The sequence below is a fragment of the Lysinibacillus sp. FN11 genome (assembly GCF_024628845.1).
GTDB classification, from domain to species: domain Bacteria; phylum Bacillota; class Bacilli; order Bacillales_A; family Planococcaceae; genus Lysinibacillus; species Lysinibacillus capsici.
Genome location: NZ_CP102383.1, coordinates 3,597,992 through 3,613,840 on the forward strand (window position 1 = coordinate 3,597,992; position 15,849 = coordinate 3,613,840).

The 15,849-nt window shown below is 37.4% G+C and carries 13 protein-coding genes; 3 read left to right on the forward strand and 10 right to left on the reverse strand.

Going from position 1 to position 15,849, the window contains the following annotated elements:
• Positions 1-35 precede the first annotated feature (35 nt).
• Positions 36-359 (forward strand): magnetosome magnetite crystal formation protein family, encoded by a 324-nt coding sequence (locus tag NP781_RS19100; RefSeq protein ID WP_009371560.1) that lies wholly within the window; start codon positions 36-38, stop codon positions 357-359.
• Between the two features lie 55 nt (positions 360-414).
• Positions 415-537, forward strand: a complete 123-nt coding sequence (locus NP781_RS19105; protein WP_255601705.1) for a hypothetical protein — start codon at positions 415-417, stop codon at positions 535-537.
• Between the two features lie 30 nt (positions 538-567).
• Here NP781_RS19105 and NP781_RS19110 read toward each other — a convergent pair whose 3' ends face one another.
• The 9 genes from NP781_RS19110 to NP781_RS19150 form a co-directional block, all read right to left on the reverse strand.
• On the reverse strand, positions 568-3,648 hold the full coding sequence (locus tag NP781_RS19110) for an AAA family ATPase (RefSeq protein WP_257520605.1): 3,081 nt from the start codon (positions 3,646-3,648) through the stop codon (positions 568-570).
• Complete coding sequence (locus tag NP781_RS19115; RefSeq protein WP_257520606.1) at positions 3,645-4,802, reverse strand: exonuclease SbcCD subunit D; 1,158 nt, start codon at positions 4,800-4,802, stop codon at positions 3,645-3,647. Before NP781_RS19115 ends, NP781_RS19110 begins: the two co-directional genes overlap by 4 nt.
• A gap of 141 nt (positions 4,803-4,943) precedes the next feature.
• On the reverse strand, positions 4,944-5,846 hold the full coding sequence (locus tag NP781_RS19120) for a GDSL-type esterase/lipase family protein (RefSeq protein ID WP_257520607.1): 903 nt from the start codon (positions 5,844-5,846) through the stop codon (positions 4,944-4,946).
• A gap of 30 nt (positions 5,847-5,876) precedes the next feature.
• A complete protein-coding gene (locus NP781_RS19125) occupies positions 5,877-7,106 on the reverse strand; it encodes an aminopeptidase (RefSeq protein WP_257520608.1) in 1,230 nt (409 codons plus the stop codon).
• 1 nt (position 7,107) lies between these two features.
• Entirely contained in the window at positions 7,108-8,256 is a 1,149-nt protein-coding gene (locus NP781_RS19130) for a DEAD/DEAH box helicase (protein WP_004225614.1), read from the reverse strand.
• A gap of 216 nt (positions 8,257-8,472) precedes the next feature.
• The gene (locus tag NP781_RS19135) at positions 8,473-9,174 is read right to left on the reverse strand and encodes a cysteate racemase (RefSeq protein WP_004225616.1); all 702 of its coding nucleotides are present in this window, start codon (positions 9,172-9,174) and stop codon (positions 8,473-8,475) included.
• On the reverse strand, positions 9,171-10,403 hold the full coding sequence (locus tag NP781_RS19140) for a carboxylate--amine ligase (protein WP_004225618.1): 1,233 nt from the start codon (positions 10,401-10,403) through the stop codon (positions 9,171-9,173). Before NP781_RS19140 ends, NP781_RS19135 begins: the two co-directional genes overlap by 4 nt.
• 55 nt (positions 10,404-10,458) lie before the next feature.
• Entirely contained in the window at positions 10,459-11,448 is a 990-nt protein-coding gene (locus NP781_RS19145; protein WP_257520609.1) for a C39 family peptidase, read from the reverse strand.
• Positions 11,449-11,668: 220 nt separating this feature from the next.
• Complete coding sequence (locus NP781_RS19150; protein ID WP_257520610.1) at positions 11,669-13,165, reverse strand: class I adenylate-forming enzyme family protein; 1,497 nt, start codon at positions 13,163-13,165, stop codon at positions 11,669-11,671.
• Positions 13,166-13,409: 244 nt separating this feature from the next.
• Between NP781_RS19150 and NP781_RS19155 the strand changes: the two genes are divergently transcribed.
• The gene (locus tag NP781_RS19155) at positions 13,410-14,003 is read left to right on the forward strand and encodes a metallophosphoesterase family protein (protein ID WP_221682813.1); all 594 of its coding nucleotides are present in this window, start codon (positions 13,410-13,412) and stop codon (positions 14,001-14,003) included.
• A 40-nt stretch (positions 14,004-14,043) separates the two neighbouring features.
• Here the strand turns inward: NP781_RS19155 and NP781_RS19160 are convergent, their stop codons facing one another.
• Positions 14,044-15,795: a methyl-accepting chemotaxis protein gene (locus NP781_RS19160; RefSeq protein WP_257520611.1), complete on the reverse strand. Its 1,752-nt coding sequence runs from the start codon at positions 15,793-15,795 to the stop codon at positions 14,044-14,046.
• Positions 15,796-15,849: the final 54 nt, after the last annotated feature.

Genomic DNA, 15,849 nt, shown 5'->3' on the forward strand with positions numbered 1-15,849 from the left:
TTTCATGCGTAAATATTTAAAAAGGAGGTACAACTATGGAGAATCAAAAAATTTTAGCTGCCTTTAGTTATCTTAGTATTTTCTTCGCCCCTTTTATCGTTCCATTAATTGTATATTTTGTGACAAAAGACAGTGATGTAAAAAGCCATTCGATTCGTGCACTTGTCTCTCATTTAATACCTTTTGTTTTTGGCATTCTATTCTTTATTGTCTTTGTTTTTTCTACATTTAGTTTAGATCCAACCTCCAATAACAAGACGGTGATGATTATTTGGTTTGCTTCATTCGCCATCTATGCTCTCGTCTCACTAGGTATTGTGATTTGGAATATAATTCAGGCTGTTCGTGTTATCCGTTAATGTTTTATTTTTAAGTGAAACAGGTAGTAGTAATTGTAAAAGGAGCTGTTTTGGGATGAAAGTATCAAACGTTGTAAAAACTGCCGTCAAGTTAGCACCTATTGTTATTCCTATCGTAAAAAAAGTAATGGCTGCAAAAAAGGGCACAACACCTAATACCACCACTCGAAAAAAATAAAACGAAGGCGTATTCCTATACGCCTTCGTTTTATTTCACTTCAAAATGGGTTTGACTATGGCCATTCAATGTTTTTTCCACGTGTAAAACTGCTGGCATCGCAGATTTCAATTCAGGCACATGAGAAATAACGCCAATCATACGACCAGAATCCTGTAAATCAATTAATGTATCAATTGCTTTATTTAGTGATTCCTCATCGAGTGAGCCAAAGCCCTCATCAATAAACATCGTTTCAATATGAATATTACCTTGGAAGCTTTGAATCACATCTGCCATCCCCAATGCAAGGCTCAATGAAGCATTAAATTTTTCGCCACCTGATAAAGTTTTGACATCTCGTAATTGATCCGTATAAGCATCATAAACATCAAGACCAAGGCCACTTTGCTTCGCATGCTTTTCTAATCTATCTGAACGTCTAAGCTCGAATTGACCGTTTGATAAATGATACAGACGTATATTGGCAGCTTCTGTAATTTGATCTAAGTAGTTAATTTGTATATACCGCTCAAAGGATAGCTTTTTCGAGTTTTGTCCATTTAATAATCCATAGAGCTCCTTTACTCGCCCTGCTTCTTGTTCAAGTAAATGAAGCTCTTTCGCTATTTCTTCCACCCTTTCACTAAAGCCTTGGCATGCTTGTATAAAGCCATTCATCTGTTGCAAACGTTTAAATGCTTCCTCATAGGAAATTCGATGCTGTTCTACTCTTGCTTCAAGCGCCTCTAAATCTTGCTTCTCTTTCCCTTGAAGATAGGTAGCCCCTTCGGTAATCTGGATTTGCAACGTGTGTACTTGTAAAGCATAGTCACTGCATGCTTTTCGAAGTGCATCTAATTGTATGGCACTCCGTTTAGCAGTAGCATAAGCCTCATAGCTTTCGAAACCTAATTCTTGCATATTTGCTGTAAATTGCTGAAGCTTTTCATTCATTTTAAGCTGTAATTCCTCAAAGGACTGTTTGGCAATTTCTACAGTTAGTGTTGCATTGCTAGCTGTTTCCTTTGCTGCATGCAAATTTTCCTGACTCACTTGCCAACTTTTTTGAAGCTCTTCTTTCTGTTTTCTAACTTCATTCAGTTGTTGCTTTAATTGCTGTAAAGTTGGTAAATTAGGGGGCATCTGCTTAAGTTGTTCGTCTACAACCGCTTGTAATTTTGTCCATTCTTTTATCTGCTCTGCTAAATATTGCTCTAGCTTCATATGTTTATTTCGTAGCTGTTCTATTCGCTCATGCTGATGCTTTATTTTCAATCGCACATCAGCTAATTGATGTTGAATAATTTTTAATGCAGCAATCTCTTGTTCCACTTCATGTAAAGTAGCGGTGATCTGTGATTGGTCTTCTTGTTTAATATGCTGTGCCTCAAGTTGTTGCCATGTATCTTGAAGAAGTTGCTGCGCTGATGCTAAAAATGCCTCTTTCTCTAAATACTTACGCTCGTCTGATGATGCCTTCGCTCTTAATGCTTCCACTTGAGCAAGCTCAATAACTTCCAGTTGTTCATTGTGCGCTTTCTGATGTGTCATACTACCACAAACAGGACAGGCTTCTCCTTCCTTCAGCTGTTCTGCTAAAATACTAACTTGACTCGTCAGCCACCGTTGCTGCAAAAGTTGAAGAGCCTCTTTACTATCTTGATAGAGACTGTCTGAAGCAACTACATCCTGCTTAGCTAACTCTACGGCATATTTATATTTCTCCGCTTGCTTGATTAAAGCAACTTGTTCCCGTAGTTTCGGTAATTGCTCTAAATAGCTTTCATAGGGTTCAACCTGTTTTTCATAGCCTTCTAACGATTGAGAAAAATGCTGGAATTGCTCTTGTTCATTTTCCAAAAGTTTGAGGTTATCATTTACTGCTCGTTTTGCATTTTCAGCATATTGCTCCGCTATTTGCAGCTGCTGTATATTGTTTTCATAGGCTTCAAATTTCGGCAATAGCGCTAGCATCTGCATTTCCTGCTGTAAGACTTGCTGTCGTTCAGATTCTTTAGCCTGCTCTATCTCATATTTTTCTTGTGCGTCTTGCAACTTTTCTTGTGACTGCTGTTGCTTAACCTTTGCTTGTTGAAAAGCTAGTTCTTTTACATTCAGTTCAGCACGTAAATCCTTGCATTGTTGTTCGAGTAGCACAAGTCGCTCTGCTTGTTCTGCTAAAGCAATCTCCTTCTCCTTTGCTTGGTATAAATCCTGCTGTTGTAAAAGCATTTGCAGCCGTTGCTGTCGAGTAGCTTGTTCATCAAATTGCTCATTTAGCGTTTTTGCTAAGCGATAATATTCCTGCTCTTTTTGATGAAGGCTATATGCTTCTTCATAGTATGACTGTTCATTTTCTCCACATTTCTTATAGTAGCTAAGCTCCTCATCAAGTGCCTCTGTTAGTTGATGTAAATTTTCCGTATTATCAGCAATCAATGTGAATAAAGCGGAAGAACGCTGTGGTAAGGCGCCCACAATTTGACCAAGTAAATGTTCTTTTAATTGTTTGGCACGTTCAAGATCCCTTTCTGCTTCTTTACGCTTGGCATCAAGCTTTTTTGCCATGACACCGAAACGATCTGTTTTAAAGATTTTCCGTAAAATTACTTCTTTATTTGTTGAATCAGAGGTTAATAGTTTTCTAAATTCACCTTGAGGTAACATGACAATTTGGCTAAATTGATCTTTTGTGAGACCTATAATTTCCTGCAATTTCTTATCGACTTCAAGCGTTTGCTGTTTCTCTACAATGCTATAATCCAGCTTTCCCTCTTTTACTTCTGCTAACTCTACTTTCTTTCCAGTAACCGTTTTATTTTTTTCTTTAATATGACCTGGCTGTCGTACTATTTGATAGACTTTTCCATGCATTTCAAAGACGAGTTCTACAGCTGTATAAACTTCATCATGTGCAAAACCGCTTCTTAGTAAAGCTGTATCCTGTCGATCCTCCCCACTACCTGATCCGTAAAGAGCATAGCAAATAGCATCGAAAATGGTTGTTTTACCTGCACCAGTTTTTCCAGAAATGGCAAACAATCGATGCTCCCCTAGCTCTTGAAAATCAATTACTTCCGTGTCTTTATATGGACCAAACGCAGTAATTGTTAACTTTAATGGCTTCATTTTACAGTCTCTCGCTCCTCATCTAATAACTCCTGTAACATCTCTGTGAATAGGCGTTCCGTATCTTCATCAGGCTGAATGCCAATAATATCAGTGAAGAATGAACGGAATAAATCAATATCCTCTAGTTTTTCAGCTTCTACTACTTGTAGTTCACGTGGCATATCTTGTCTTAGTACCTTCCGCTCCACATGCATAGCGTGCGGAAATACACTACGAATACGTTCCATTGGTGAAGTCACAGATAGTTTATCCGTCAATCTAACAAATACATAATCCTCACTTGGTGTGAGCGTTAATAACTCCTCTAATTGACCTTCTACTACTCGTAGATCTCTTCTTGGCACAAGCTTTCTTTTACTTACTGTGGTGTTACCTTGCTCGTCTAATTCGATGATTAAAAAACCTTTCTCATGTAAATGCTCAGATAACGAGTATTTTAAGATAGAGCCGGCATAACGTATAGTTTCGTTTAAAACAAAATGTGCCTTATGTAAGTGCCCAAGAGCCGTATAGTGAAAAGGTTTGAATAAAGCTGCATTCACACAATCTGAGCCTCCAATGGAAAGTGGTCGCTCGGAATCACTAGTATTTGCTTCCTCCTCACCATACTTCGTCACAAAAGCATGTCCAACAAAAACATGACGCTTACTTGTGTCCATGTCTTCTGTGATATGCTCAATAATTTTTCGCATGGCGTCATGATGAGAACGGATTGACTCATCTTCAAAGATGTTGCGAATAGCAGCTGGCTCCGTATAGGGCACTAAATGAAAATGTACTTCTCCATGTTGATCATTCAAAGCAATAGGTGCATGATTTTTTGTAAATTGGCCCTTAATATATAAACCACTATCACGCATTAAACGACTACCAAAATTTAAACGACCTGCACTATCATGATTTCCCGCCACTGCTAGAACAGGAATCTTCTTTTCTAATACTATTTTCGCTAATACATCATTTAGTAAATTAACTGCCTCAATAGGAGGCATCGAACGGTCATATAAATCACCTGCGATGATAATTACATCTGGTTTTTCCTCATCTATCGCTTGTATAAATTGTTGAAGAATATAATGTTGATCTTCTGTCATATAGACACCTTGAACAAGCTTTCCTAAATGCCAATCTGCTGTATGAAATATTTTCATTCTAGTACCTCCTAGTCTTCTCTATATTTTAGCATGACTATTCCCCATCTAGTGCACACTAAAGGTTTAGTAGTTCTAGCCAAAATTGGTTTTCATAGAAAAAAGCATCTTAATAGGTAAGATGCCTTAGATATCGATTATTTAGATGTATTTGATAAATGCCTTATATCCTGGGAATCCCTGAATTACGTAAGTCATACGAGGAGATTGATGTTGTGCCACATTTTGCTTCCGAGGCTTCGCTGATGATTGTTGCTTTAGGATTTCCTCAAATGATTTGGGATTTGGCTCTGGCAATTCTGCTGAAGAGATGTTTAAAGCATCTCTCCCACTATAAATCTGTAAAAATGAGTTAGCCATTTGTCGATAGCCTTCAATATTTGGATGAACATCGGCACTATTTGGTAAGTAGTTGGTTGCATTCAATCCAAAGGCATCATAGACATTTATATAAGCTGCGCCAGCTTGCTCTGCTTGTTGTTGTAAAATCGTATTTAATCTAACTAACTGGGTGTTTGTTCCTTCTTTTTGCGTCGGATGAACTGTTGGATACGCAAAATAATACCCTATGACATAGATTTTTGCTTTAGGCGCACGTTCTTCTAATTCATCCAAAATCGATATCATATTTTTTCTAGCCAAATTTAAAGCGTAATCTGCCTGAAGCTGTGAAAAAGCTAAGGTCCCTGCATTTGGGTTTACCTGGACAAGACGTAATAAATCATTAGCCCCTGCCGAAATTGTAATAAGTGTCGCATTTGCTAATAAATTTTGCGCTTCCTCAGATCGTATTCGTTCTAATACATCTGCCGTAGTAAAGCCAGGAAAAGCAAGTTCTTTTGTATAAAATGATAATTGACCAATGGAACTTAATTTCATGGCAATCAAATCACTATACCCTACATCAATTTCTTTGTAGGGTGTTTGACCTGCTGCTAAGGAATCGCCAATAGCCACATAGGTTTCTTTTTGAGCAAAAGCAGATGAAACCCAAATTGTCATGAATAATACTGTCATACCTAGCAAGCTACATAATCGTTTCATCTGCTTCCCTCTTTTCTTATTGACTAAAAATTAAAAAGCCCAGCTACCCTTGCGGAAAATTGGCTCAACCGTACCATCTGGTAAAATACCATCGATGTCCATTTCACCACTGCCAATCATGAAGTCTTCGTGTGTCACAGAAATATTGGCACCCAATGCTTCAAGTTGACCGTTTTCTAGGTCTCTACCACCCTCTAAGCAAGTCGGATATGCCTCACCAATAGCTAAATGGTTTGAAGCATTTTCATCAAACAGCGTATTGAAATATAAAATCTCCGAAGCTGAAATTGGTGACTCGTGTGGGACAAGTGCTACTTCACCTAAGTAGCTCGAGCCTTCATCCACTTGAATAAGCTCTTGCAATAAATCATGTCCTACTTCAGCCTCTGCCTGAATAATTTTGCCCTCTTCAAATGTTAATTTAAAGCCATCGATGATATTGCCCTGATAGACTAATGGCTTCGTATTACTAACATAACCGTTTACACCTTGTTTCATTGGCAGTGTATAAACTTCTTCTGTTGGCATATTGGCCACAAAGACATTATCTTCTGGTGTTTTACTACCACCAGTTAGCCATTTATGTTGTGGTGCTAAAGCGATTGTTAAATCTGTACCAGGTGCTGTATAGTGAAGCTTTGCATACTTTTTATTATTTAAAAGCTGTGCACGAGATTCTAAATTAGCTACATGCTGACGCCAATTATCAACTGCATTGCCTTCTCCAATATGAACCGTTTTAAAGATAGCTTCCCATAATGCAGGTACTTGCTGCTCCTCTGTTAATTGAGGGAAAACCTTTGCTGCCCATTTAGCTGAAGGAACTGCTACAATGGACCAAGCAATTAAATCCTTCATGACTGCATTGCGATAGTTTTTCAATGCTGCCCCTGATACTTTTTGATGTGTTGCTAGTCTGTCTGCTGGAATTCCTGTTAGCTTATCAGGATCTGCTGCATCAATCCATAAAAGAGCTCCTTTACGTTCAATCAGTTCATCACGCATTTTCACAACCCATTCAGGGAAGCGATTAAATTCCTCATCGGAAGCATGCTCAAAATAAGCACGATCCAATTCATCATCGGAAAAATTTACATGAACACGGCCTGCTCCAGCCTTATAAGCCTCTTTTACAACTAAACGGGCAAAATCTAAAGCATCCACAGATGTATTGACTAATAAGTACTGACCTGGTTGGATGTTCACACCAACTTTTACTGCAAGCTCTGCATATGCCTGTAATTTCTCTTCAAATGTCATACTATTTCCCTCGCTTCTGTCCAATTGTTTTAGAATTACCCTCAATCAGCTCGCCATCATGCCATATTTTTTGCACAGGCTTGCCTGGAATTTCCCTTGTCCATTTTTTATAGGTTTTTTCATCACGATAAGATAATAAGGTTAATACTTCACCATCTGCTCCAGCACGCCCAGTACGACCAGAACGATGCAAATACTGTTCAATTGTTCGTGGGACATCAACATGAATAACATGTGTTAAACCAGCAATATCTAAACCACGAGCTGCAATATCTGTTGCAATTAAAATACGTGCGTCTCCTTTACGGAATGCATCTAACGCTTTTTTCCGTTCTTCTTTCTTCATATCAGAGTGGAGCGTGACAATCGGTGCTGAACGGTATTGTAGTTTTGTTTCCTTCATTAATAATTGATCGATATTATTAACAAAAGCCAACGCTCTTAAACCCTCTGTATGGGAAAGTCGGCGGAGGAAATCCGTTTTATCACGTTCTTCTACCTTCACAAAAGAATGGACAACTTTACCAACCTTTAACATGTCCTCAGGCTTAATTTTAAAACGCAGTGGCTCAAACATCATACGACTCGCCACTAATTCAATTTCCTCTGTAATCGTAGCCGACACAACAACAACTTGTCGGCCATAGGCAGAACCTTCGATAAAGGATTTGATAACAACACGGTATTCACGACTTAGTAATTGATCACATTCATCTAAAATAACTGTTTCGACTTCTTTGAGTTTTAATTTTCCTGCTCGTGCTAATTCGTTTAAACGACCAGGTGTGCCAACAACAATCGTTGGCTTTTTCTTCAACTTTTCAATTTGACGAGCAGAATTGGCACCACCAATCAGCTGTTGAACAGTAATGTCTGTTCCAGCCGTCCACTCACGTATAACTTCTACGATTTGCATAGCAAGCTCTTGCGAGGGAGCTACGATCAGTCCTTGCGTTTGCTTTTTTGCCCCATTCACTTTATTTAATAATGGTAAGACATATGCTAACGTTTTACCTGATCCTGTAGGTGATTCCGCGACAATATCTTTGCCTTCAAGCATAGCTGGTATCATTTCATCTTGAATTTTCATGGGTGTTTCAAAGTTCCATTTTGCTTGTAGTTCTTCTTTTAATAAATTAATGACTGACATGTTATTTCCCACCTTCTATCTACTTGACACTAGTTTAACACACTCCGTAGGTTCCTACTTTATATGTACGTAAGCAATTATCTAATCGTTTCAAGAAAACATTGCTTCCTTTCATAAAAAATCTGCTTCACTCAACACGGAAAAGTAAGCCTGTCCACAACTCTTTCAAGAATTGTAGCTTACCCGTGAAAAGCAAGCAGATTCTTTTCAATTCAACTAATCGATTAATTCATAACCACAAGCTAAAATGGCACATTCCGCTAAAACGATTAATGAATCAATATAAATGTCACTTAGCTTCAAATCTCTATTAACAATAGAAAGCTCTGTACAACCTAATACAATTCGATCACAATTTAATGCTAGCATCGCCTCTTCTATCGGTTGCCAGTCTTCTAGCGTAACATCCTTCCCAGCCTTGACATAATCATAAATGATTGACATCACATAGGATCTCATTTCATTATCTGGAACAACTGGTGTAATACCAAACTGCTCAAGTGCTTCCTGATACATCCGTGATGTTAACGTGCCTGTTGTTGCTAAAATACCTACTCGCTTTGCTCCTAAATCAGCAGCACGCTTCGCTGTTTCGCGAATCATATGCAAGACAGGTATAGGAGAACCCTCTTCAATTTCTTGATAAAACGTATGCGCCGTATTACAAGGGATCGCAATTATGTGTGCTCCTACCGAAGCTAGTTTTTTTGCATCCTCAATAATGACTGGTACCGGATTCTCCTTTGTATTATCTAAAATATAAGCCGTACGGTCAGGAATATTTGTATCATTATCAATAATGGTATGTAAATGGTCCTGATCTTTTTGTGCCTTTGTACGCCTTACAATCATTTCTCCTATAAACATTGTTGCAAGTGGACCAACGCCACCAATAATACCTAAAGTTTGTTTTTTCATGTGTTAGACAGACCTTTGTTATTAAAATATTTCTTATAGCTGCGATAGAAGCTTAAATTATCAAGCGTGACATTCAACCAACGTTTTGCATTCATATCCTTATAGTTAAAAATAGAATCTGTAGCCATCCCTTGTCGAATTAAACTTTTCGCCTCCATTACTAGTTGTTCATTTTGAACATATTTGAACAGCACACCATTCGGTACGATTGTCCAAAGATGCTTGTTCTTCAAATATGTTAGTTGTTGTTTACTTCCTCGAACATAATCGTCCGCTACATACTGCATTAAATTAAAGCCACTGGCCGTCACATAATAATTGGAAAGTTCATTATGTAATTCAATACTCAACAATTTATATTGACCATCACGATCATCATATTTCATATCAAATGTGGCAAAGCCATGGAATTGTATCGCTTCGAGAAAGGACTTAACATTATCCATTAATTCCTGATGATAGGTTGTCATAATCGCTACATAACGTCCTATCCCTTTTGGAGAATGCTCTTCTAAAATAGGGTTTCCTACGGCAAGAAGTTTTGCCTTCCCATCTTGTCCTATATATGCATTAACAACCCGCATGTTAGCATCTTCTCCAGGAATATATTGTTGAATCATCAAATCATCACGATATGCTGATTCTTTATAGATAGCACGTAATATACTGTCCTTTTCATCCTTATCATATGCAATATATACTTTTTTCTTACCAGGAAAAATGCATGTAGCATATTTTGTCATATTCATCGGCTTAATGACAATTGGATAATCAAATGGCATGTCGTAGTCTTCATAATCATTCACCGTGCATACATGTGTGGCAGGGTATTGAAAACCAAATTGTGCGCATAGTTCATACATACTTTCACGAGTTAAAAGTTGATGCGCAAGTGGGGCGTCTACATAAGGAACTAGAAAATTCTCTGCTAACTCCTCTTTATGTTCAACGATTTTTTTGACATAAAATTCATCACAGGCTAATAACAGTAATTTTTTGTCTTGGAACTCCTCCGCAATAGCTTTTAAAGCGGTCACAAACCTTTCTTCGATATGAAGTCGCGGTATCTCACGAAAAGTCCATAAATCACTTTGTTGAATTTTTTCCATATTCGTATGGTTTAGTGCAAGTGGCTTCACACCATAGGCTTCGTAAAATGCTCTGGCCATGCCATAAGCATTCATTTCATCTCCAAGTAAAACAGGTAAAAAAACGTGCTCAATGGCCATTCTACTCAACTCACTTTTACTTTTTTATTAGTGTAACATACTAATGATTTATAGCTTATTTATGAACAGCTACAGCTTGTTTGCCTAATTCCTGATAACTTTTGAAAAATTGATCGACATTGTAAGTCACATACCCTTTTAAAGGATCCATTACGACTACCTTATCACCTAAATGTCCCGTTAAGACGACTGCATGTAAGTTCATAAAAGCATCCTGTGGAGTCGTTTCCCCTGTATAAATCCAGCCTCTTTCTGCTTTTCGTTTAGGCTTCGATAGATCTAGTGTTACCCATGTCACGACAGGAATACCTTCACGCACAAGCTGTAAAATATCATCCTGTGAGGCGTTACTCATATTTTTGACATGTAGGTCAGCTTGTTTATCTGTAATAACTGCCTCAGCCGCTTTGACAATTGGAGCAGCAAAAACATACATGCCTCGAGCTTTATCACGAGGGTTACCTGCAAAAGCTTCATTGGGATTTGGTCCAAAACGTTGATTGCCTACAGTTCGTATTTCTTGCTTTGGTAAATACTTGTCAGTCATTTCGAGTTTTGACACATTCATTCCAAAATAATTTAATACGGCTGTAAGTGAAGTAATTTCACAGCCATGTGGCAGCTCAGGATTTTGCATGACAACAGGGACATCTAACTCCTGATCGTCTCTTAAAAAGTGTGTTTGCAATCGATAATAGGGCTTAGTTGTATCGTAAGTGAAATTCTCGATTGTTGTATACCCATTATTTGTCGTACTATTTTCAAGTGTCGTTGCCGCAATTGCATATTCTCTCCCTGCCTTTAGCTTCGAAAAGATAGCTTCTCCCTCTTCTGAACCAATCGCTTCTTCCACTACATCACCTGTTTGTACATCTGTAACCGTAAGGAAGAGATTTGGAATAGGTGCCCCGCTATTAAATTCTACTGTTAAAACCGTTAATTGATTTTTTTGTTCAGCATCTTGCTGAGAAAATGGCTGACAGCCTGAAAGTAACATAATAATCAAAATGCCAATAAGTAAAAGGCGTTTATACCCCGTCCACAAGACAAATTCCGCTCCTATTCTAAGGCGAAGAGCAGCCCCCTTCGCCATACTCATTATTCCATTTGTCGTAGACTCTATTATACGATACTTTCATAGCCGTTCCTATTTTATCTTGATTTAATAACTATATTTTGTACTAATAGCGAGTTTCACAAGACTCTTTTGCGAGTAAACTCCAAAAATCTGGATAGCAATTATGCCAAAGGTTAATTGAACTGTCTTAAATCGTTGTTACTTTCGGTCGTAACGTATGTTTTAGTACCTTCCCAGAGGCATTACGTGGTAATTCTATTAAAAATCTAATTTCATAAGGTACTTTATATTTGGCAAGTCGTGTTTGACAATAGGATAGTATCGAATTTTCATCAAGAGACTTCCCCTCCTTTAACACCACAAATGCTTTTGGTACTTCTCCATATACTTCATGTGGCAATCCAACCACTGCTGCTTCTAAAATTTCTGGCATTTGATATAGAACTTCTTCTATTTCGATTGGGTAAATATTTTCTCCACCGCGAATAATCATATCTTTTTTTCGATCTACAATATATAAATAGCCTTCCTTATCAAAGCGTCCTAAATCGCCTGAGTACAGCCAGCCATCCCTAATCGCTCTTGCTGTTTCCTCTGGATTGCGCAAATAGCCCTTCATTACTTGTGGACCTCTTACGCAAATTTCGCCCACCTCTCCAGCTGGAACGGTCTTTCCTTCACTATTAACTACACAAACCTCTGTCTGTGCTAATGGTTTTCCCACTGAGCCAATTTTCGTCAATGCATCTGTATCTAATAGAGAGGTAGCTGCAGGTGAATTTTCAGTTTGACCATAAAGATTTTGAACCTTTACATTTGGAAATGCTTCTTTCACTTGCTTTACAAGCTCATAAGGCATTGGGGCAGCCCCGTAACATAATAAACGTAAATGCTTAAAGCTATGTTCCTTGAAGCCTGGAGTATTTAATATGATCGTATACATAGATGGAACACCAAAGAAAATTGTCGTTTTAGTAGCTACAATTTGAGCTAACGTTTTAGTTGGTGAAAATGCTTCTTCAATGACCACCGTTCCTCCTTGATAAAACATAGGCATAGCAAATACATGAAGACCTGCACAATGGAACAAAGGCGTACAAATAAACATTTTGTCCTTGCTCGACATATTCATAGAAGACGACCAAATATCTGCTGTAGCCACGATATTCTGATGCGTTAGCATGACGCCTTTGGGTTTACCTGTTGTTCCTGACGTATACATGACCACTGCCGTATCGTCAGCCTCTAATTGCATAATTTTTCTAGCATGATTATCATGCTCAATTATGTTTTTCATTTCTTGAAATCCGATGGTATGTTGGAATGAATAGGAAACGTCCTCTAATACCTCTGTTAATCTTTCATCAAAAATTAAGCCCCTTGCTTGTGAATGATTAAAAATAAAATCGACCTCAGGAGCAGCTAATTTAGTGTTAATAGGCATCACAATAAATCCAGCTAATTGGACACCTAAATAAGCGATTAAAAATAAATCTGAATTGAGCGTATATAGGGCAATCACATCATCTTTTTCAAAATCTTGTTCCTGCAAGTAAGCCGCAAATCTTTCTACACGTTGATAAAAATCATGATAACTTAATGCCTTTCCATCATACAATGTTGCAATTGCATTTGGTTGCTGCCCTGCATAGTCTTCAAGAATATCTGTCATAAACTTCGTCATTATAAGCCCTCCATACATTCATTTTATTATTACTGAATAAACAAGAATGGGAAACTATTAAACTTCTTAAAATTCAGAAAATTATGATTATATTTTATCAAGCAATGTATTTCTTGGCAATTTTTCCACACATTCAAAATATGTAGCTGAAGTAACAAAATATTCTTAGACATTTTACTTTTCTAGCAATTTCTATTGGGTGTATGATACTTGTACGATTATTATTAGGAAAGGCCGGGTTTAAATGCTTTATGCACTTTTAGGAGATTTACATTCTAATATAGAAGACACTAAAGCTGTTCTAGCTCACATTCAACAAACAGCAGAGGAAGCAAAAATCATTGGATTAGGGGATTTATATGAATGCACTGTAAGTAAGAAAAAGGCACAAAACATATCTGGCTTACCTTTGCAAAAGGCGGCCATAGTAGAAAGTGAGTTTGAAAGACTACTAACCTTCCCCTCTATTCGAGGCAATCAAGAAGAACGTATTACTCAGGTCACTGGCATTGAACGTTTTAGAGCTTTACCTGAGACAATAGAGATTGATGGAGCCACGCTTATGCACGGACATCAATTTAAGTGGAATGTAAGCTGGCAACCGACTTTCCCACCCTTTCAAAAACCATTATTTTTCTTTGGGCATAGTCACGAATCAGGCCTTTATCATCAACAAAAAAAGCTGCCGATTCGTATTCGGTACGGGCAACCAATTGCGTTACAAGACAAACAATATGGTGTGAATGTAGGCTCTGTTATCAATCACCGTGAATGGTGTCTTTATGATAGCCAAAAACGTACAGTGACATTTATGTGTGTTCCACCTATTAATCTATAAAAGAGCAAGCTAGTATGTAGACTAGCTTGCTTTCCATTTTTTAATGAATATATTGCTTTTTCTCGCTCAATAAAATTTCCTTTAACTCTTTTAATTTTTCAATTACAACATACGATTCATCCGTAATTTCTTTCAGGTATTTTTCAGCGCCCGTTTTATTGCCTACATTGTATTCACGCACTGCTTTTTTTGCTATATCATGGACGTGGATAAATGGTTGTTCTAACTCTGCATAGACACGCTCATCACCTAACAGTTTCTTTCCTGTGCCGTAATACCATTCGCCAAGGCGTGATTCTTTTGGAGACCCTACATCCTGCTCCGTCATCGTTTCAAAGCCGAGTAGCAAATTGTAGATTTTCCATCTCCACAATAGATGATCGGTAATAGCTAATTCAATAATATCCTCTTGGCTAATAATAAAGTTTTTAGAAATTGTTGTGGATCGGTATCCATCAATCATTTTACTTAACTTATAAATGGCAGAGCCCATATCAAACACGATTACCTTACTTTTTTGCATGCTCTCTGTAATTGTATGGTTACGTTCAGAAATAGTAGTAGCAGATTGTGCCTGAACCTTTGTCGTTGTAGCTATTTCCTCAAAGCGCGCCCCCTGCTGCTGTAAGTTTTTATTTAGCTCAGCTAGCGTCTTTGATATATATAAGGTATCTGTAACACCTTGATGTAAATCTTGGGAAAATTGAGTCGTCAATGAACTAATATTATGGGTAATATGAAGTAGCTCCTGTATATCTGTATGTATAGATTTGACAGATGTACTTGTATCATCAGCAAGTTTCCGAACTTCCTCTGCAACAACCGCAAAGCCTTTTCCTGCTTCTCCCGCACGAGCGGCCTCTATTGATGCATTTAAAGCCAACAAATTTGTTTGATCTGCAATTTTTTTAATTAATTCCATTAATTTCGCTACACTATTTACACGTTCAACTAAACGCCTAATGTCTTCCTGCATTGATTTATGGCCTTCATCGGTCGTCTGTAAAATAGATGATACTTGTTGTAATGATTCCAAATCCTGATTTAATTTTTTAAAGGCATGCTTTGTTTGCTCTGAAATATCACCAACTGATGTGGCAATTTCTTCAATACTTTCGTCTAACTCATGCATTAATTGATCTGCTGCAACAATCTCCTGTTGCTGAATCTCCTGAAATTCAATCAGTTCCTTAATGGTATCTAACTGTGTATTATAAGTAATTATTTCACCTAATCCATTTACTACAGATCCTGCTTGAATTTCAATATAGGTCTCTAAAATTATTTGTTGATCAATTGTTACTAAGCTATCGTAAGACAATAAAACATCCAGCATTTTTTCTTCATCACGAGATAGTTCTTTGACAATAAGTGGAATGATTAATTGATTAATCAGTGTATAGGCAGAAATCATCCAATTCGGTAGTACACCAATTCTTGCATGAACATATGCAATTTTACGACGCTTAAAGACATAATCTAAATCTAATTCATCGTCAAATAAGCTAATGAAATGTGTATCAAACAATCCTTTTAAGCGCTCTACTGTCGAATGTGTATTGATGACCTGATTAAACTCTGGGATTTCCAGTAGACGAGCATAAAAATTATCGAGTATATGCTGGCGATTATTCTCATAAATTTTACGTAAAAACCCAACAGATTCTCTTCTAATTCTAGATAAAGCAAGGAAATCCAATTTTTCTTTAAAGCGTTCATTTGTTTCGATGTCTGAATTTTTCGTAGCCGAAAAATAATCATAACTTTGATTAATCTTCTTCCTTTTGAACATAGCTCCCACTCCTAGTTGTATTCAAGTAAAATAAAATTACCAATATTTTAAAGA

Excerpts from the sequence above, each read along its gene's own strand:
- NP781_RS19100 (WP_009371560.1), top strand. The coding sequence starts at position 36 with ATGGAGAATCAAAAAATTTTAGCTGCCTTTAGTTATCTTAGTATTTTC.
- NP781_RS19105 (WP_255601705.1), top strand. The coding sequence starts at position 415 with ATGAAAGTATCAAACGTTGTAAAAACTGCCGTCAAGTTAGCACCTATT.
- NP781_RS19110 (WP_257520605.1), bottom strand. The coding sequence starts at position 3,648 with ATGAAGCCATTAAAGTTAACAATTACTGCGTTTGGTCCATATAAAGAC.
- NP781_RS19115 (WP_257520606.1), bottom strand. The coding sequence starts at position 4,802 with ATGAAAATATTTCATACAGCAGATTGGCATTTAGGAAAGCTTGTTCAA.
- NP781_RS19120 (WP_257520607.1), bottom strand. The coding sequence starts at position 5,846 with ATGAAACGATTATGTAGCTTGCTAGGTATGACAGTATTATTCATGACA.
- NP781_RS19125 (WP_257520608.1), bottom strand. The coding sequence starts at position 7,106 with ATGACATTTGAAGAGAAATTACAGGCATATGCAGAGCTTGCAGTAAAA.
- NP781_RS19130 (WP_004225614.1), bottom strand. The coding sequence starts at position 8,256 with ATGTCAGTCATTAATTTATTAAAAGAAGAACTACAAGCAAAATGGAAC.
- NP781_RS19135 (WP_004225616.1), bottom strand. The coding sequence starts at position 9,174 with ATGAAAAAACAAACTTTAGGTATTATTGGTGGCGTTGGTCCACTTGCA.
- NP781_RS19140 (WP_004225618.1), bottom strand. The coding sequence starts at position 10,403 with ATGGCCATTGAGCACGTTTTTTTACCTGTTTTACTTGGAGATGAAATG.
- NP781_RS19150 (WP_257520610.1), bottom strand. The coding sequence starts at position 13,165 with ATGACGAAGTTTATGACAGATATTCTTGAAGACTATGCAGGGCAGCAA.
- NP781_RS19155 (WP_221682813.1), top strand. The coding sequence starts at position 13,410 with ATGCTTTATGCACTTTTAGGAGATTTACATTCTAATATAGAAGACACT.
- NP781_RS19160 (WP_257520611.1), bottom strand. The coding sequence starts at position 15,795 with ATGTTCAAAAGGAAGAAGATTAATCAAAGTTATGATTATTTTTCGGCT.